At 73.5% G+C, this 17,671-nt stretch carries 12 protein-coding genes; 5 read left to right on the forward strand and 7 right to left on the reverse strand.

Annotation, left to right across the window (positions count from 1 at the left end; all coding sequences use genetic code 11):
* Positions 1-678 (reverse strand): maltotransferase domain-containing protein (locus ACFW47_RS33995; protein ID WP_386308151.1); only part of this gene is annotated, 678 nt, incomplete at its 3' end.
* 311 nt (positions 679-989) lie between these two features.
* Here ACFW47_RS33995 and ACFW47_RS34000 point away from each other — a divergent pair.
* A complete protein-coding gene (locus ACFW47_RS34000) occupies positions 990-3,608 on the forward strand; it encodes a glycosyltransferase family 1 protein (protein ID WP_386308152.1) in 2,619 nt (872 codons plus the stop codon).
* A 40-nt stretch (positions 3,609-3,648) separates the two neighbouring features.
* On the opposite strand, the gene ACFW47_RS34005 is transcribed toward ACFW47_RS34000, so the two are convergent.
* The 6 genes from ACFW47_RS34005 to ACFW47_RS34030 form a co-directional block, all read right to left on the reverse strand.
* A complete protein-coding gene (locus ACFW47_RS34005) occupies positions 3,649-4,158 on the reverse strand; it encodes a DUF1990 family protein (RefSeq protein ID WP_386288891.1) in 510 nt (169 codons plus the stop codon).
* Positions 4,159-4,235: 77 nt separating this feature from the next.
* Entirely contained in the window at positions 4,236-6,281 is a 2,046-nt protein-coding gene (locus ACFW47_RS34010) for a M4 family metallopeptidase (protein ID WP_386288892.1), read from the reverse strand.
* Positions 6,282-6,573: 292 nt separating this feature from the next.
* A complete protein-coding gene (locus ACFW47_RS34015) occupies positions 6,574-8,343 on the reverse strand; it encodes an ABC transporter ATP-binding protein (RefSeq protein WP_386308153.1) in 1,770 nt (589 codons plus the stop codon).
* Positions 8,340-10,148 carry an ABC transporter ATP-binding protein gene (locus ACFW47_RS34020; RefSeq protein WP_386308154.1) on the reverse strand — a complete coding sequence of 603 codons (1,809 nt, stop codon included), beginning with the start codon at positions 10,146-10,148 and terminating at the stop codon, positions 8,340-8,342. The genes ACFW47_RS34015 and ACFW47_RS34020 overlap by 4 nt, the downstream gene beginning before the upstream one ends.
* A gap of 38 nt (positions 10,149-10,186) precedes the next feature.
* Positions 10,187-12,058 carry an ABC transporter ATP-binding protein gene (locus tag ACFW47_RS34025; protein WP_386308155.1) on the reverse strand — a complete coding sequence of 624 codons (1,872 nt, stop codon included), beginning with the start codon at positions 12,056-12,058 and terminating at the stop codon, positions 10,187-10,189.
* Positions 12,055-13,896: an ABC transporter ATP-binding protein gene (locus ACFW47_RS34030; protein WP_386288900.1), complete on the reverse strand. Its 1,842-nt coding sequence runs from the start codon at positions 13,894-13,896 to the stop codon at positions 12,055-12,057. Before ACFW47_RS34030 ends, ACFW47_RS34025 begins: the two co-directional genes overlap by 4 nt.
* A 159-nt stretch (positions 13,897-14,055) precedes the next feature.
* On the opposite strand from ACFW47_RS34030, the gene ACFW47_RS34035 reads away from it, so the two are divergent.
* From ACFW47_RS34035 to ACFW47_RS34050, 4 genes are read left to right on the forward strand one after another with little or no spacing between them, the layout of a single operon-like run.
* Positions 14,056-14,958: an ATP-binding cassette domain-containing protein gene (locus ACFW47_RS34035; RefSeq protein WP_386308156.1), complete on the forward strand. Its 903-nt coding sequence runs from the start codon at positions 14,056-14,058 to the stop codon at positions 14,956-14,958.
* Entirely contained in the window at positions 14,955-15,704 is a 750-nt protein-coding gene (locus ACFW47_RS34040) for an ABC transporter permease (protein ID WP_386308157.1), read from the forward strand. Before ACFW47_RS34035 ends, ACFW47_RS34040 begins: the two co-directional genes overlap by 4 nt.
* 26 nt (positions 15,705-15,730) lie before the next feature.
* Positions 15,731-16,987 (forward strand): sensor histidine kinase, encoded by a 1,257-nt coding sequence (locus ACFW47_RS34045; RefSeq protein ID WP_386308158.1) that lies wholly within the window; start codon positions 15,731-15,733, stop codon positions 16,985-16,987.
* Positions 16,977-17,621 (forward strand): response regulator, encoded by a 645-nt coding sequence (locus ACFW47_RS34050; RefSeq protein WP_386288906.1) that lies wholly within the window; start codon positions 16,977-16,979, stop codon positions 17,619-17,621. Before ACFW47_RS34045 ends, ACFW47_RS34050 begins: the two co-directional genes overlap by 11 nt.
* The last annotated feature ends 50 nt before the right edge of the window (positions 17,622-17,671 follow it).

Genomic DNA, 17,671 nt, shown 5'->3' on the forward strand with positions numbered 1-17,671 from the left:
CAGGGGCAGCGGGTCGGAGGTGGTGACCAGTTCCCGCAGCGGGTGCCGGGCCAGCACCGCGTCCACCTCCGGCGTCAACGCCGCCGCCAGCCGGGACGCGGCGGGCCGGTCCTCGTCCCGCAGCGCGCCGGCCGCGGCCAGCAGCGCGCGCCGGTCCGCGCCGCCGGGCACCTCCGCGGCGGCCCGCTCGTACAACCGGGCGCCCTCCTCCAGGACCAGGCCGGTGTCGATGCCCGCCGGCACCTTGATCCGCGCGTGGTGCCGCCAGGTGGTGACCGGGTCGCCCCACGCCTCCACGACGTACGTCCACAGTCCCGGTTCGCCGGCGGTGACGGTGGCGCCCCAGCGGTCGGTGCCCGGGGCCAGCTCGCGCATCGGGGTCCAGGGACCCGGCCGGCCCTCCGGGTCCCGCAGTACGACGTTGGCGGCCACCGCGTCGTGTCCCTCGCGGAACACGGTGGCCGAGACCTGGAACGACTCGCCGGTCACGGCCTTGGCGGGCCTGCGTCCCTGACGGACCATCGGGAGGACGTCCAGGACGGGGATGCGTCCGACGACGGGGCCGCCGTCCGCGGACGGCGCCACGGGCGGGGTGTCGCGTGGGGCTCCGCGTGGCGCTTCGGGGCGTGCGCCGGGGGTCGCTCCGGGGGGTGCTGACGAGTGGTGCGTGGCGGGCATGACCGCTCCTGTCCGCGTCAACGTGGGTGGGCGGATGACTCTGGGGAGGTGGGTCCTGCGGCGGTGCGTGTGGGGCGTACCGCAGGAGCCTTCCCACACTCTTCGGGTGGGCAATCCGGCACTTTGATGACTACTCACGCGTATGTCGACACACGCGACGGTCCTGACCGGACGACTTCCCCGCCGGGAGATCGACACGCCGGTGGCTATTAGCCCGTCCGGCGACCGGACACGACGCCGTTCAGGCCGAATCGGAGATCTTCGGGCGAAGCCCCCGGCGAGGGACACATCACGCCGGTAACGTCGTGGGGGTGAAGGCGATCCGTCGACTGACCGTCCGTCCCGTACTCCCCGACTCCCTCCGGCCGCTCAGTGATCTGGCCCGCAACCTGCGCTGGTCCTGGCATCCGGAGACCCGCGACCTCTTCCAGTCCGTCGACCCAGAGTGCTGGGCCGCGTCCGGCCGCGACCCCGTACGGCTGCTCGGCACCGTGCCGCCCGCCCGCCTCGCGGAGCTGGCCGAGGACCGGCGCTTCCTGCGCCGGCTCACCGCGGTGGCCGACGACCTCGACCACTACATGACCGGTGACCGGTGGTACCAGGCGCAGACCGGCCGGCTCCCCGCCGCCGTCGCCTACTTCTCGCCCGAGTTCGGCATCACCGCCGCCCTGCCCCAGTACTCCGGCGGCCTCGGCATCCTGGCCGGCGACCACCTGAAGGCCGCCAGCGACCTGGGCGTGCCGCTCGTCGGCGTCGGCCTGCTCTACCGCCACGGCTACTTCCGCCAGTCCCTCTCCCGGGACGGCTGGCAGCAGGAGCACTACCCCGTCCTCGACCCCCACGAGCTGCCCCTGGCCCTTCTGGAGGAGCCCGACGGCACTCCCGCGCAGGTGGCGCTCGCCCTGCCCGGCGGCCGGGAGCTGCGCGCCCGGATCTGGCAGGCCCAGGTAGGCCGCGTGCCGCTGCTCCTGCTGGACTCGGACGTCGAGGAGAACGACCTCGGCGAACGCGGCGTCACCGACCGGCTCTACGGCGGCGGCAGCGAGCACCGGCTGCTCCAGGAGATGCTGCTCGGCATAGGAGGTGTCCGGGCGGTACGCACGTACTGCCGGCTCACCGGCCACGTGGCGCCGGAGGTGTTCCACACCAACGAGGGCCACGCGGGCTTCCTCGGGCTGGAACGCATCGCCGAACTGTGCGACGAGGGACTCGAGTTCACCTCCGCCCTGGAGGCGGTCCGGGCCGGGACCGTCTTCACCACCCACACCCCGGTCCCGGCCGGCATCGACCGCTTCGACCGCGAGCTGGTCGCCCGCCACTTCGGCCCCGACGCCGAACTCCCGCGCATCGACGTCGACCGCGTCCTGCGCCTCGGCATGGAGACCTACCCCGGCGGCGAGCCCAACCTGTTCAACATGGCCGTGATGGGCCTGCGCCTGGCCCAGCGGGCCAACGGCGTCTCCCTGCTGCACGGCGGGGTCAGCCGGGGGATGTTCTCCGGGCTGTGGCCCGGCTTCGACGCCGACGAGGTGCCGATCACCTCCGTCACCAACGGCGTGCACGCACCGACCTGGGTGGCCCCAGAGGTGTTCCGCCTCGGCGCCCGGCAGATCGGCGTGCAGCGGGCCGAGGACGCGCTGACCGTCGGCGGCTCGGACCGGTGGGACTCGGTCGCCGACATCCCCGACCAGGACATCTGGGAGCTGCGCCGCACCCTGCGCGAGCAACTGGTGGAGGAGGTACGGGAACGGCTGCGCGTCTCCTGGCGGCAGCGCGGCGCCGGGACCGCCGAGCTGGGCTGGATCGACGACGTCCTCGACCCCGACGTGCTCACCATCGGCTTCGCGCGCCGCGTCCCGTCGTACAAGCGCCTGACGCTGATGCTGCGCGACCGCGACCGCCTGATGGACCTGCTGCTGCACTCCGAGCGGCCGATCCAGATCGTCGTCGCGGGCAAGGCGCACCCGGCGGACGACGGCGGTAAGCGGCTGGTGCAGGAGCTGGTGCGGTTCGCGGACGACCCGCGGGTGCGGCACCGGATCGTGTTCCTGCCGGACTACGGCATGGCGATGGCGCAGAAGCTCTACCCGGGCTGCGACATCTGGCTGAACAACCCCCTGCGCCCCCTGGAGGCGTGCGGCACCTCCGGCATGAAGGCGGCGCTCAACGGCTGCCTGAACCTGTCGGTGCTGGACGGCTGGTGGGACGAGTGGTACCAGCCGGACTTCGGCTGGGCGATCCCCACCGCCGACGGTTCCGGGACCGACCCCGACCGGCGCGACGCCATAGAGGCCGACGCCCTCTACGACCTGCTGGAACAGCGGATCACCCCGCGCTTCTACGAGCGGGGCGCGAGCGGGCTGCCCGACCGGTGGATCGAGATGGTCCGCAGGACGCTGAGCCTGCTGGGGCCGAAGGTGCTGGCCGGGCGCATGGTCCGCGAGTACGTCGAACGCCTCTACGCCCCGGCGGCCGAGGCGCACCGCGCGATGGACCCGGACTCCGCGCGGGCGCTGGCCGAGTGGAAGGCCCGGGTGCGCACCGCGTGGCCCGGGGTGAGCGTCGACCACGTGGAGACGTCCGCCGCCACCGCCAGCGCCGAACTCGGCACGACGCTGGGGCTGCGGGTGCGGGTGAACCTCGGCGAACTCGCGCCGGACGACGTCGAGGTGCAGGCGGTCTCCGGCCGGGTCGACACCGAGGACCGGATCACCGACGCGGCGACGGTGCCGCTGAAACCGGTGGGCGGCCCCGACCTGGAGGGCCGCTGGCTGTACGAGGGCCCGCTCGCCCTGGACCGCACCGGCCCCTTCGGGTACACGGTCCGAATCCTGCCCGCGCACCGCCTGCTGGCGTCCGGCGCGGAGGCGGGGCTGGTCGCGGTGCCGTCGGACGACCTGGCCCAGGCGGCGGGGCTGCTGATGCGGTGAGCGCGCCCGGGGGTGACGGGGAGGGAATCTCCCGCCGGGGTCAGTCCTCCTCGTCGCCCCCGCTCAGCCGCCGCAGGACGGTGCCGCAGCGGCGGGCGTAGGCGTGCTGGAAGGCCCGGGCGGCGGGCCCGCCGGCCTTGGCATACCACTTGGCGGGGCGGCTGAAGGCGCGCACGGTCAGCCAGACCGTGCCGTCGCCCGTCCGGTCGACCACGAAGGCCTCCTCGCCGGACTCCGGATGACCGGGCAGCGTGCCGTAGGCCCAGCCGGCCCGGCGGTGCTCCTCCAGCGTCCACACCACCCGGCAGGGCGCCTTGATCATCCCGGCGAGGGTGACGGTGACGTCGACGCCGGGCGCGGCGCGTTCCGCGCTCGCGTCGATGCCGACCCCCATCTCCCGGTGCATCTCCCAGGTGAGCACGGCCTCGGCCGCGCGCCGGAACACCGGTTCGCCCTCCCCGAGGCGGGTGCGCACGTGCATGGGGCGGAAGCCGGGCGGGCAGGCGTCCTGCTCACGGGTGGCGCCGACGTCGTCGTACGTGAAGGACATGGGCACCAAGGGTAGGGCGGCACCCGGGAACCGCTGGTTCCGGGTGCCGCCCGTCACACCGTGGGGCCGCGAAGGGCCTACGGGAAGGTCAGCCGCCAGGAGTCGATGTACCCGGTGTCCTGCCGGCCCTGGTCCTGGACGCGCAGCTTCCAGGTGCCGTTGGCCGTCTCGGAGGAGGCGTTGACCGTGTAGGTCTCGTGCACGTCCTTTGCCGGGTCGTAGCCGCTGCTCTTCAGCAGGTACGCCGTCCCGTCGGGGGCGACCAGGTCGATCCGCAGGTCACCGCGCCAGCTGTGCACGATGTCCACGCCCACCTTGAGGTTGCTCGGCGCGTTGCCCGCCCGGCCCGAGACCGTGATCGAGGAGGTCACCGCCGACCCGTAGTCGGGGATGTTCACGTTCGTGCCGCTCTCGAAGGTCGTGCCGTCGCCACCGCCGCCGTCACCGGGGCGCGGGCCGACGTTGATGCCCGCCCAGGCGTTCTGCACCGCCGTGTACTCGGCGCTGTCGGTGCCGTACAGCTCACCGGCCGCCGCGAGGGTGCCGGTGCGGGCGCCCGCGTAGTTGGTGGTCGACGTGAACTTGGTGGTCAGCGCGCGGAACCAGATCTTCGCGGCCTTCTCGCGGCCGATGCCGGTGACCGGGAGGCCGTCCGAGGTGGGCGAGTCGTAGGTGACACCGTTGATGGTCTTGGTGCCGCTGCCCTCGCTCAGCAGGTAGAAGAAGTGGTTGGCCGGGCCGGACGAGTAGTGGACGTCGACGTTGCCGATCCCCGAGTACCAGTAGTCCTTGGACGCGCCGTCCTTGCTGGGCTTGTCCATGTAGCGCAGCGGAGTGCCGTCGCCGTTGATGTCGATCTCCTCGCCGATGAGGTAGTCACCGACGTCGGAGGAGTTGTTCGCGTAGAACTCGACGGACGCGCCGAAGATGTCGGAGGTGGCCTCGTTCAGGCCGCCGGACTCGCCGCTGTAGTTGAGCCCGGCGGTGTTGGAGGTGAGGCCGTGCGTCATCTCGTGCGCGGCCACGTCGATGGACGTCAGCGGGTTCGCGTTGCCGGAGCCGTCGCCGTACGTCATGCAGAAGCAGGAGTCCGACCAGAAGGCGTTGACGTAGTTGTTGCCGTAGTGGACCCGGGAGTAGGCGCCCACTCCGTCACCGCGGATACCGGAACGGCCCTGGACGTTCTTGTAGTAGTCCCAGGTCAGCGCGGCACCGTAGTGGGCGTCGGCGGCGGCGGTCTCGGCGTTGGACGGGCTGCCGTTGCCCCACACGTCGTCGGGGCCGGAGAAGAGCGTGCCGGTGCCGGAGGTGCCCCGGTTCAGGTTGTACGTCTTGTGGTTGCCGCGGGTCGTGTCGGTCAGCGTGTACGACGACCCGGACTGCGCGGTGCCCAGCGTCACCGTGCCGCTGTACATGGTGTTGCCGGTGCCGTTGTGGATCGCCTGGTACTCGTAGAGCTTGGCGCCGGTGGCGGCGTCGGTGACGACGTGCAGCTCGTTCGGGGTGCCGTCCTCCTGGAGGCCGCCGACGACCGTCTCGTACGCCAGGACCGGGGTGCCGTTCGCCGCCCAGATCACCTTGCGCGGCGCGCGGTCGGCATCCGCTGCCTCGGCACCGGCGGCCTTCGCGGCGGACACGGCCTGCGTCTCGGCCTTCGCGGCGGAGATCTTCGGCCTCACCGTGGCCGGCTTGATCGCCTTCGGGGTGGCCTTCACGACCCGCTCGGTCCTGCCGCCGTCGGTGGTGACGACGAGGTCGCCGCCGAGGACCGGCAGTCCGTCGTAGGTGCGCTCGTAGCGGGTGTGCACGGTGCCGTCGCGGTCCTTGACGACGTCGCGTACGACCAGCTTCTCCTTGGCGCCCAGGCCGAGGTCGTCGGCGGTCTTCGCCTTGGTGGCGTTGGCGTCGCGTATCAGCTCGGCGCGCTGGGCCGGGCTGAGCTTGACCGATTCGGCACCCGGTGCGGGCGCCTGGACGGGCGCCGCGGTGGCGGCTTGGGACTGGACCGCGGTGGCGATCAGCGCGGCGACACCGGCCAGCGCGACGGCGGCGGCGGTGCGGCGGCGGGTGGTGCGGGGGGACGCGGTGTGGGAGGTGCGTCTGTGGGGAGAACTACTGCTCAACACTGACTCCTTCTGCGTGGCCGCGGGTCGCGCGGCCAGGGGAGACCGGTCGGCGGGTGGGCCGGCCGGGCGGTACTGGTTCGGTACGCAGAAACCACGTGCCAGGAGCTGGCGGCCGCACAGCGCTGTCGGGAAAGCTGTGGGGGCGCTGTGGAACGGCCGTGGGAAGAGTGGCAGGCGAGCGATGCTCCTGTCAGGAGCGCGTCAGGAAGTTGGCCGGAAATCGTTCGTTGTCCGGGCGTTCATGTTCGATATACGGAAGGGTTGCCCGGATGTGGTACTGACTGCCCGCTCAGTCAGTAACGGGCCCCGCGGACGGCTCCCCGTGCCAGGAGTTCCACAGCGCCGCGTACGCGCCCCGCGCCGCCACCAGCTCGTCGTGCGTGCCCAGTTCGACGAGCCGGCCGTCCTCCATCACCGCCACCCGGTCGGCGTCGTGCGCGGTGTGCAGGCGGTGCGCGATGGCGATGACCGTGCGGCCCTCCAGCACGGCGGCCAGGGCGCGCTCGGTGTGCCGGGCCGTGGTCGGGTCCAGCAGGGCGGTGGCCTCGTCCAGGATCAGCGTGTGCGGGTCGGCCAGCACCACCCGGGCCAGGGCGAGCTGCTGGGCCTGCGAGCCGTCCGTGCGGTGGCCGCCCGTGCCCAGCTCGGCGCCGAGGCCGTCGGGCAGTTCCCTCACCCACCGCTCGGCACCCACGGCGGCCAGGGCCGACCACAACTGCTCGTCCGTGGCCGCCGGTTCGGCGATGAGGAGATTGTCCCGGACCGTGCCGAGGAAGACGTGGTGCTCCTGGGTGACCAGCACGACCTGGCGGCGCAGCCGCTCCGGCCCCAGAGCGCTCACCGGCACCCCGCCCACCGTCACCGAGCCCCCGGTCGGCGCGTCCACGCCCGCCAGCAGCCGGCTCAGCGTGGTCTTGCCCGCCCCGGACGGCCCCATCACCGCCAGCCGTTCACCCGGCCGCACGGTCAGGTCCACGCCGCGCAGCACCTCGCCGCCCCGGTCGTAGGCGTACCGGACGCCGGTCACGTCGATCCGGTCGTCCGCCGGCACCGGCGAGTCGTCCGGTGTCGCGCGCGGAGCCCGCGCCAGCCCCTCGACCCGCGCGAACGACGCCCCGCCGGCCTGGAGCTGCTCGACGCGCATCAGTACCTCGTCGAGCGGCCCGGCGAGCTGCTGGAGGTACACGGCGCACGACACCACCGCGCCGAGGCTCACCGACCCGTGCGTGTGCAGGACACCGCCGGTCAGCAGCACGCCCGCCACGGGGAGGACGTACGAGATCTCCACCGCCGGGAAGAAGACGCTGCGCAGGAACAGCGTGTGGAACCGGGTGCGCCGCGACTCCTCCAGCGCGCCGCGGTTCGACGCGACGCGGCGCCCGGTCAGCCGCAACGCCTCGACGGTGCGGGCCCCGGCCACCGTGGCCGTCAGGCTCTCGGCGACCTCCGAGTTCGCCGCTCCCTCGGCGAGATAGCCCGCCCGCGCCCGGCGCAGGTACCAGCGCAGCACGCACCAGACCGGCGTCAGCCCCAGCACGCCGACCAGACCGAGCAGCGGGTCGAGCACGAACACGGCGGCGGCCAGGAACAGCGCCTGCACGGAGTTGATCAGCAGCTCGGGCCCGGCGTCGCGCAGCGTCGTGCCGACCGTGGTCACGTCGGCGGTGCCGCGCGTCGTCAGGTCGCCGGTGCCGGCCCGCTCCACGACCGAGGCCGGCAGGGCGAGCGCGCGGTCCACGAACCGCTCCCGCACCCGCGCGAGGGTCCGCTCACCGAAACGGTGGCCCACGTACCGCGCCCAGCGGGCCAGCAGGAGCTGGGCGAGGGAGCACAGCAGGATGGCGAGCGCCATCCGGTCCACGGCACCGACGCCGCCCCCGGCGCGCACCTCGTCGACGATCCGGCCCAGCAGCCACGGGCCCGCGAGCCCGGCGAGCGCCGCCAGCGCGTTCAGACCGATGACGACCGCGAAGGACCGCCGGTCGGCGCGGATCAGGCCGGCCGCCGCGCGGCGGACGTCGGTGCGCCCCGCGACGGGCAGCCGCCCTTCGGACGTCATGGGAGCACCTCGCCCTCGCTGTCTTCCCTGGAGACCAGTGCGCGGTATCCCGGCTCGGTGGCGAGGAGTCCGCGGTGGGTGCCGGTGGCGACGACCTTGCCGTCGACCAGGTGGTGCACCACGTCCGCCCGGTCGAGCAGGAGGGGCGAGGTGCTGGCCACCACGGTCGTACGCCCCGCGCGGGCGTCCCGCAGACGGTGCGCGACGGTGGCCTCGGTGTGGGCGTCCAGGGCGGAGGTCGGCTCCACGGCGAGCAGGATCTCGGGGTCGGCGAACAGGGCTCGGGCCAGGCGGACGCGTTGGCGTTGACCGCCGGACAGGTCGCGTCCCTGGGCGGCGACCTGGGTTTCAAGGCCGTCTGGGAGGGACTGGACTATGTCTTCGGCGGCGGCGGCATGGATGGCCCGGGTGAGGTTCGCCCTCTGGGCTGCCCCGGTGTGCTGTCGGGCGGCTGCGGGCCTGTTGTGGCTGGTCGCGCCCACGGGGCGGAGCCGCCTCTCGGCACCGCCCGCGTCCCTGAGCGGCGTTTCCTGAGCGCCTATCACTTCGCGCAGGGGGCCCGCGAAGAGGTCGGCCTCCGCCTCCGCGACCAGGATGCGGGACCGGACCTGTGCGAGCGGTACCTCGGACAGCGGGACGTCTCCCCAGGTCACCTCGGAGGGGGCGTAGCGGCCCAGACGGTCGACGAGTCCGGCGGCGTCCACCGGGCGGGCGGCGGCCAGGGCGGTCAGGCGGCCGGGGAGGACCCGTACTCCCGAATCCGGGTCGTACAGCACCGACGGCTCGGCGGGGGCGTCACGCGTGCCGGTGTCCGGCTCGGGCTCCAGGCACAGGAACGCCACCACCCGGCGGGCGGCGACCACGCCCCGGCTGAGCTGGTGGCCCATCTCGATGAGGAACGCCACCGGCCAGCCCAGCGCCACCACATACCCGTACACGGACACCAGCTCGCCGACGCTGATGTGCCCCTGCACGGCCAGCCGGGCCCCCAGCCAGGTCACCAGCGCCAGGAACAGCATCGGCAGGCCCACCCCCAGGGCCTGGATCCAGCTGGTCACCGCGCCGACCCGGTAGCCCTGCTCGCGCAGCCGCCCCGAGTCCCGGCGGAACGCGTCCGCGACCAGGCCCTTGCCGCCCAGGCCGTTCAGCACCCGCAGCCCGCCCGCGAGGTCGCCGATCCGCGCGGTCAGCACGGACTGCCGCTCCCGGTACTCGGTCTCCCTGCCCTGCAACCGCCCCATGAGCGGCCCGAGCACCACGCCGAGCAGCGGCACCCCGATCAGCACCACCAGGGCGAGCCGCGTCGACACCGACAGCAGCAGTCCGCCGACGGCCGCGTAGGCGACCACGGCACCGACGCCGGGGCCCACGGCCGTCATGGAGGTGCTGATGGTCTGCACGTCACCCACCCCGATGGTGACGACCTCCCCGGCCCCCACCTGCCGGCGCAGCGCCGCACCGAGCCGCGCGGCGTGCCCGACGACCACCTTGACCGTGCGGAAGTTGGCGTCCATCCGCACCCGCGTCATCGTGCGGTGCCGCATGGTGCCCAGCCAGGCGTTGAACACCCCGGCGGCGACCAGGGCACCCGTCCAGCCCGCCAGCGCGCCCAGGTCACCGGGCGTCAGACCGTGGTCGATCGCCCGCGCCATCAGGTACGGCGTCGCCGCCAGCAGCACCATCCACACACTGGCCAGCACCGCCCCCGCCAGACAGCGCGGCCACTGCCTCCGCACCAGCCACGCCAGATACCGCCAGCCGCCCCCGCGTTCCGGTGTGCCCGGATCCCCGTACGCGTCGATCACCGTTGCTCTCCCCCCGAAGACCCGGCGCGGTCCCGCCCTCACGCGAGACTGTCCCGCCACGCCCGGTGCAGGTCCGCGAAGCGGCCCGTACCGGCGATCAGCTCGTCCGGCGTGCCGTCCTCCACGATCCGGCCGCGCTCCATCACCAGCACCCGGTCGGCGATCTCCACGGTGGAGAGCCGGTGCGCGATCACCACCGCCGTACGGCCCTTCAGCACCGTCGCCATGGCCCGCTGCACGGCCCGCTCGCCCGGGATGTCCAGCGAGCTGGTCGCCTCGTCCAGGATCAGCACCGCCGGGTTCGCCAGCAACGCCCGGGCGAAGGCCACCAGTTGCCGCTGACCGGCGGAGATGCGGCCGCCCCGCTTGCGTACGTCGGTGTCGTAGCCGTCGGGCAGCGCGGCGATGAAGTCGTGGGCGCCGATCGCCTTCGCGGCCCGCTCGATCTCCTCCCGCGTCGCCTCCGGACGGCCGATGGCGATGTTGTCGGCGACGGTCCCGGAGAACAGGAAGGCCTCCTGCGTCACCATCACCACCCCGCGCCGCAGTTCCGGCACGGCCAGGTCGCGCAGGTCGGTGCCGTCCAGCAGAACGCGTCCGTCGGAGGGGTCGTAGAACCGGGCGAGCAGCTTGGCCAGCGTCGACTTGCCCGCGCCGGTCGAGCCGACGACGGCGACCGTCTGCCCGGCCGGGATCGTCAGGGCGAAGCGGGGCAGCACCTCTCCGCCGGTGCGGTAGCCGAAGCGGACGTCCTCGAACACGACCTCGCGTCCGGGATGCTCCGACGCCGGCGGCGGCAGCTCCTTCGGCGCGGTCGGCTCCGGCACCGACGGCGTCTGCGCCAGCAGTCCGGCGATCTTCTCCAGGGAGGCAGCCGCCGACTGGTAGGAGTTCAGGAACATGCCGAGCCGGTCGATCGGGTCGTACAGCCGGCGCAGGTACAGCACCGCCGCCGCCAGCACGCCGAGCGCCAGCGTGCCGTCCGCGACCCGGTAGGCGCCCCACAGCACGATCCCGGCCACGGCCGTGTTGGCGACCAGCCGCGAGCCGACGACGTAGCGGGCCATCTCCAGCAGCGCGTCGCCGTTGGACCGTTCGTGGCGCCGGTTCAGTACGGCGAAGTCGGCGTCGTTGGCCGCTTCACGGCGGAAGGCGCGCACCGGACGGATGCCGTTCATCGTCTCCACGAACTTCACGATCACCGCGGCGATCGCCGTGGACCGCCGCCGGTACACCCGCCCCGCGCGCCGCCGGTACAGCCGCACCAGCGTGTACAGCGGCACGAACGACGCCACCGCGACGCCGCCGAGGCCCAGGTCCAGCCAGAGCAGCAACGCCGCGATGTAGACGAAGGACAGGATGACCGTCACCAGTTCCTGGAGGCCCTCGTCGAGCAGCTCCCGCAGCGACTCCACGTCCGTGGTGGAGCGGGAGATCAGCCGGCCCGAGGTGTAGCGCTCGTGGAAGTCGACGCTCAGTGCCTGCGCGTGCCGGAAGATCCGGCCCCTGAGGTCCAGCAGCACGTCCTGGCTGACCCGGGCGGCCGCCGCGACGAAGGCGTACTGCAGTCCGCCGGCGGCCAGCGAGCAGAGCAGGTAACCGGCGCCGACCGCGATCAGCGGGCCGTGGTCGGCGTCCCGCAGGGCCGGTACGGCCTGGTCGATGGCGTACGCCACCAGCAACGGGCCCGCCTGCACGGCCGCCTGCTGGAGCAGCAGGAGGAAGGCGGTGAGGGCGACGCGGGCCCTCACCGGCGCCAGCAACGAACGCAGCAGGGTGCCGGTCGCGCCCGGCGGGCTGGGCAGGACGTCCCGGTCGAAGGCGTCGTCGGCCGTGCGGGCCGGGCTCTCGGCGGCCGGCTCGTCCCCGGGCCGTTCCCTGTCCGGCGCGGTGGCCGTGGGCGCGGTCATCGGCCGTCCTCCTTTCCGGGCTCCTCCGGCCCGTCGAGCCCGGACATCAGGTGGGCGTACTCGGCGTTGGCGCGCAGCAGTTCGTGGTGGGTGCCGACGGCGGCGATCCGGCCGCCCGAGAGCAGGGCGACGCGGTCGGCGAGCAGGACGGTGGAGGGGCGGTGGGCCACGATCAGGGCGGTGGTGTCCGCGAGCACCTCCCGCAGGGCGGCCTCCACCGCGGCCTCCGTGTGCACGTCCAGCGCGGACAGCGGGTCGTCCAGGACGAGGAACCTCGGTCTGCCGACGACCGCCCGGGCGAGCGCCAGGCGCTGGCGCTGGCCGCCGGACAGGCTCAGGCCCTGCTCGCCGACCTGGGTGCCGGTGCCCTGGGGCAGGGCGTGCGCGAAGCCGGCCTGCGCGACGGCGAGGGCCCGGCCCAGCTCCTCGTCTCCGGCGCCGTCGGCGGCGCCCATCAGCACGTTCTCGCCGACGCTCGCCGAGAAGAGGGTCGGCTCCTCGAAGGCGACGGCGACCAGGGCGCGCAGCTCCTCGCGGGGCAGGGCGGTGATGTCCTCGCCGTCCAGCGTGATCCGCCCGGAGGTGACCTCGTGGAGGCGGGGGACGAGCGCGGTGAGCGTCGTCTTGCCGCTGCCGGTGGCGCCGACCAGGGCCATGGACTCGCCGGGGCGGATGTGGAGGTCGACGCGGTCGAGGAGGGGAGGGGAGTCGGGGGGCGCGTCGGGGTAGCGGAACGTGACCGCCTCGAAGTTCAGCCCGGCGGCCCGCACCGCCGGTCCGCGCTCCCCGCTCTGCGGCACCGGCGCGGGCAGACGCGGACTCCCCGGCGATTCGACCTCCGCGTCCATCACCTCGAAGTACCGGTCCGTGGCCGCCGCCGCCTCCTGGCTCATCGCCAGCAGGAACCCGATCGACTCCACCGGCCACCGCAGCGCCAGCGCCGTGGACAGGAACGCCACCAGCGTCCCCGCCGACAGCGACCCGTCCGCCACCTGCACCGCCCCCACCACCAGCGCCGCCCCGATCGCCAGCTCCGGCAGCGTCACGATGACCGCCCAGATGGACGCCAGCAGCCGCGCCTTGCGCAGCTCCGTCCCGCGCAGCGTGTGCGACAGCTCGTGGAAGGCGCGGGCCTGGCTGCGGTGCCGGCCGAAGCCCTTGATGATCCGGACGCCGAGCACGCTCTCCTCGACCACGGTCGTCAGGTCCCCGACCTGGTCCTGCGCGCGCCGCGCCACCGCGGAGTACTTCTTCTCGAAGATCCCGCAGGTGATCATCACCGGAATGGCGGGCCCGAGGATCACCAACCCCAGCGTCCAGTCCTGGACCAGCATGATGCCGACGCCGACCAGGATCGTGACGCCGTTGACCAGCAGGAACGTCAGCGGGAAGGCGAGGAACATGCGCAGCAGCATCAGGTCCGTGGTCCCGCGCGACAGCAACTGCCCCGAGGGCCACCGGTCGTGGAAGGCCACCGGCAGCCGCTGCAGGTGCCGGTACAGGTCCGCCCGCATCCCCGCCTCGACCGCCGACAGCGGCCGGGCCACCAGCCACCGCCGCAGCCCGAACAGCAGCGCCTCCGCCACCCCGAGGAGCAGCAGGTACAGCGCGCCGAGCCACACACCGGCCGGGTCCCGGTCGGCCACCGGCCCGTCCACCATCCACTTCAGGACGAGCGGGATCACCAGGCCCACGCAGGAGGCGAGGATCGCGATGACCGCGGCGGTCCCCAACCGCACCCGCACCGGCCGCACATACGGCCACAGCCGCAGCAGGGCGCGCACCGTGGAACGCTTCTCGGCAGGGTGGTCCGGGGCGGGGGCGGGTGTCGTGGGCATCAGCAGCGAGCCTACGGTTCACCACTGACACAGGCCCACCGAGTTTCCGCCCGTACTCGGGTCGTACGGGGTCGTACGGGTGCATCAACCGATCGGCTGATGCACCGTCGAGCGCGACGGCCGATGTGCCGTGCACCCGTGTCCCGGGACGCTGGTGCCATGCCCGTCATCGAAGTCAGCGAACTGCGCAAGTCCTACGGCGGCCGGCCCGCCGTCGACGGCGTGTCCTTCTCCGTCGAAGAGGGCGAGATCTTCGGCGTCCTCGGTCCGAACGGCGCGGGCAAGACCACCACCGTCGAGTGCGTCGGGGGCCTGCGCGTCCCCGACGCGGGCCGGGTCCGCGTCACCGGCCTCGACCCCGTCGCCGATCACGAGCAGGTCACCCGCGTACTCGGCGCCCAGCTCCAGCAGAGCGCCCTCCAGCCCAAACTCACCGTCCGCGAGGCCCTGGAGCTGTACGCCGCCTTCTACCCGAAGCCCGTCGACTGGCGACCGCTCGCCGAACGCCTGGGTCTCACCCCGAAGCTCGACTCCCGGTTCGGCAAGCTCTCCGGCGGCCAGAAGCAGCGCCTGTCCATCGCGCTCGCCCTGATCGGCGACCCGAGGGTCGTGGTGCTGGACGAGCTGACCACCGGCCTCGACCCGCGCGCCCGCCGGGACACCTGGCAGCTCATCGAGGACATCCGGGCAGGCGGCGTCACCGTCCTGCTGGTCACGCACTTCATGGAGGAGGCGCAGCGCCTCTGCGACCGGATCGCCGTGATCGACAAGGGGCGGGTCGCCGCCCTGGACACCCCGGCCGGGCTGATCCGCAGGTCGGCGGGTGCCACCGTCATCAGCTTCACCCCGTCCGCCGCGCTGGACGACGACGACCTGAACGCGCTGCCGGGGCTCGCATCGGTCCAGCGCAAGGACGGCCGCGTCACGCTGTCCGGCACCGACGAGACGGTCAACGCCGTCATCACCCTCCTCGCCCGCACCCGCGTCACCGCCCACCAGCTGCGCGTCACCGACGCCACGCTGGACGACGCCTTCCTGGACCTCACGGAGGCCACGGCATGAGCACCGACGTCCTCAACACCGCCGTACTGAAGACGGAGATCCGCCTCTTCGGACGTGAACCCGGCGGTGTCTTCTGGATCCTGCTCTTCCCCACCCTGCTGCTGGTGATCCTGGGCTCCATCCCGTCCTTCCGCGACGCCGACCCGAACCTGGGCGGTCTGCGCCCGGTCGACGCCTACGTGCCGGTGGCCGTCCTCCTCGGCCTGATCGTGGGCGGGCTGCAGGGCATGCCGCCCACCATCACCGGCTACCGGGAGAACGGCGTCCTGCGCCGGATGTCGACCACGCCGGTACGCCCGACCGCGCTGCTGAGCGCGCAGATGATGGTGCTCGGCGGCGCCGCGCTGCTCTCTGCCCTGCTCACCCTCACGGTCGGCCGGCTCGCCTTCGACGTGACGCTGCCCGAGCAGCCGCTCGGCTACCTCCTCGCGCTGCTGCTCGCCCTGCTCGCCTCCCTCGCCCTGGGTGCCCTGCTCTCCGCCCTGTCCCGTACGACGAAGATCGCCACCGCGATCGGGTCGACCGCGCTCTTCCCCGCGATGTTCTGCGCGGGCGTGTGGCTGCCGGTGGAGGCCATGCCCGACGTGCTGGCCGACATCGTCGGCTGGACCCCGTTCGGCGCCGCCGCGCAGGCCCTGAACGACGCCGCGGCCGGCGACTGGCCGGGCTGGGCCCACCTCGGGGTACTGGCGGGCTGGACGGCGCTGCTCACGGCGGCGGCCGCGCGCTGGTTCCGCTGGGAGTGAGCGCCGCCGTGACCCACACTGGTGGCATGGGGGACGTGGCGGGAGTGGAACAGCGCTGGGCGACCGTGCGTCGCTGGGGGCCGTACGCGATGCTGGTCGTCGGCGCCGTGCTCACCGCCGCGACCATGGACGTCATCGGCATGAGCGAGGCCGAGCGGTACGCCACCGCCGTGCTCGTCGTCGCCGTCCTGCTGTGGCAGCTGTGGTGGGACCGGTACTCCGCCCGCACCCGGGACGCCCCGTCACCGGTCGCTGCCTGCTACTACCTGGTGCGGGCGGCCGCCACCTTCGCGCTGAGCTGGCTGAACCCGTTCTTCGCCTTCCTCGCCGCGGTCGGCTACTTCGACGCCGACCGCCTGCTGCCCCGCCGGCTGCTGAAGCCCGGGCTGCTCGTCACCGCCGTGACGATCGCAGGCTCGCAGTCCGGTGGGCTGCCGCCGCACGGGGCGCTGGGCTGGGGGGTCTTCGTGGCGCTGTTCGGCGTCCACCTCGGCATGATCGCCGTCTTCGGACACCTCACCGCCCGCGAGGACGAACGCACCCGTACCCAGGCCGCGACCATCGCCGAACTGGAGCGCACCAACACCGCGTTGCAGCAGGCCCTCGACGAGAACGCCGCCCTGCACGCCCAGCTCCTCGTCCAGGCCCGGGAGGCCGGCGTCGCCGACGAGCGCCGCCGGCTCGCCGCCGAGATCCACGACACCCTCGCCCAGGGTCTGACCGGCATCATCGCCCAGCTCCAGGTCGTCGCGAACGCCCCGGACGCGGACCTCACGCGCAAGCACACGGAGCGGGCCCTGGCCCTGGCCCGGCACAGCCTCGGCGAGGCCCGCCGCTCCGTGCACAACCTCTCGCCGGTCGCCCTCGCCGACGACGGACTGCCGGACGCGCTGAAGAAGACGGTGACGGAGTGGGGCGAACGGACCGGCGTGCAGGCCCGGTTCACGGTCACCGGGACCACCGAGCCGCTGCACGACGAGGTCGCCGCCACCCTCCTGCGCATCGCCCAGGAGGCGCTGTCCAACACCGCCCGGCACGCCGCCGCAGACCGGGCCGGCGTCACCCTCTCCTACATGGGCGACGAGGTCACCCTCGACATCCGCGACGACGGCCGGGGCTTCGACCCGCTCTCCGTGCGCACGCACACCCCCGTCGGCGGCTTCGGCCTCCCCGGCATGCGGGCCCGCGCCGAGCGCATCGCCGGTTCGCTCACCGTCGAGGCCGAACCCGGCCAGGGCACGGCCGTATCAGCTCGCGTACCGTTGGTCCGCCATGACCGATGACGCCGTGATCTCCCTCCTCATCGTCGACGACCACCCCGTCGTACGCGACGGCCTGCGCGGCATGTTCGACTCCGCGCCCGGCTTCCGGGTCCTCGGCGAGGCCGCGAACGGCGTGGAGGCGCTGGAGCGGGCCGCCGTACTCGACCCGGACGTCGTCCTCATGGACCTGCGGATGCCGGGCGGCTCGGGCGTGGACGCCATCCGGGAGCTGACCCGGCGCGGCGCCCGCGCCAAGGTCCTGGTCCTCACCACGTACGACACCGACTCCGACACCCTGCCCGCGATCGAGGCGGGCGCCACCGGCTACCTCCTCAAGGACGCGCCCCGCGACGAGCTGTTCACCGCGGTGCGCGCCGCCGCCCAGGGCCGCACCGTCCTCTCCCCGGCTGTCGCCACCCGCCTGGTCTCCGCGGTCCGCACGCCGGGGACGCCGGGCGGCGACTCCCTCTCCGCCCGTGAGCGCGAGGTACTGGGCCTGGTCGCCCGCGGCACCTCCAACAAGGAGATCGCCCGCGAACTGTTCATCAGCGAGGCGACCGTGAAGACCCACCTCACCCACCTGTACGCCAAACTCGGCGTCAACGACCGGGCGGCGGCCGTGGCGACGGCCTACGACCGGGGCATCCTCGGCTGAACCGGCCGCCTCCGCCTCGTCCGCGCCCACCCCGTCCGCGCCCGCCCCGC

This window comes from Streptomyces sp. NPDC058796, assembly GCF_042745235.1.
In the GTDB taxonomy this organism is placed as follows: Bacteria; Actinomycetota; Actinomycetes; order Streptomycetales; family Streptomycetaceae; genus Streptomyces.

Excerpts from the sequence above, each read along its gene's own strand:
- ACFW47_RS34045 (WP_386308158.1), top strand. The coding sequence starts at position 15,731 with ATGGGGGACGTGGCGGGAGTGGAACAGCGCTGGGCGACCGTGCGTCGC.
- ACFW47_RS34005 (WP_386288891.1), bottom strand. The coding sequence starts at position 4,158 with ATGTCCTTCACGTACGACGACGTCGGCGCCACCCGTGAGCAGGACGCC.
- ACFW47_RS34030 (WP_386288900.1), bottom strand. The coding sequence starts at position 13,896 with ATGCCCACGACACCCGCCCCCGCCCCGGACCACCCTGCCGAGAAGCGT.
- ACFW47_RS34050 (WP_386288906.1), top strand. The coding sequence starts at position 16,977 with ATGACCGATGACGCCGTGATCTCCCTCCTCATCGTCGACGACCACCCC.
- ACFW47_RS34040 (WP_386308157.1), top strand. The coding sequence starts at position 14,955 with ATGAGCACCGACGTCCTCAACACCGCCGTACTGAAGACGGAGATCCGC.
- ACFW47_RS34025 (WP_386308155.1), bottom strand. The coding sequence starts at position 12,058 with ATGACCGCGCCCACGGCCACCGCGCCGGACAGGGAACGGCCCGGGGAC.
- ACFW47_RS34015 (WP_386308153.1), bottom strand. The coding sequence starts at position 8,343 with ATGACGTCCGAAGGGCGGCTGCCCGTCGCGGGGCGCACCGACGTCCGC.
- ACFW47_RS34035 (WP_386308156.1), top strand. The coding sequence starts at position 14,056 with ATGCCCGTCATCGAAGTCAGCGAACTGCGCAAGTCCTACGGCGGCCGG.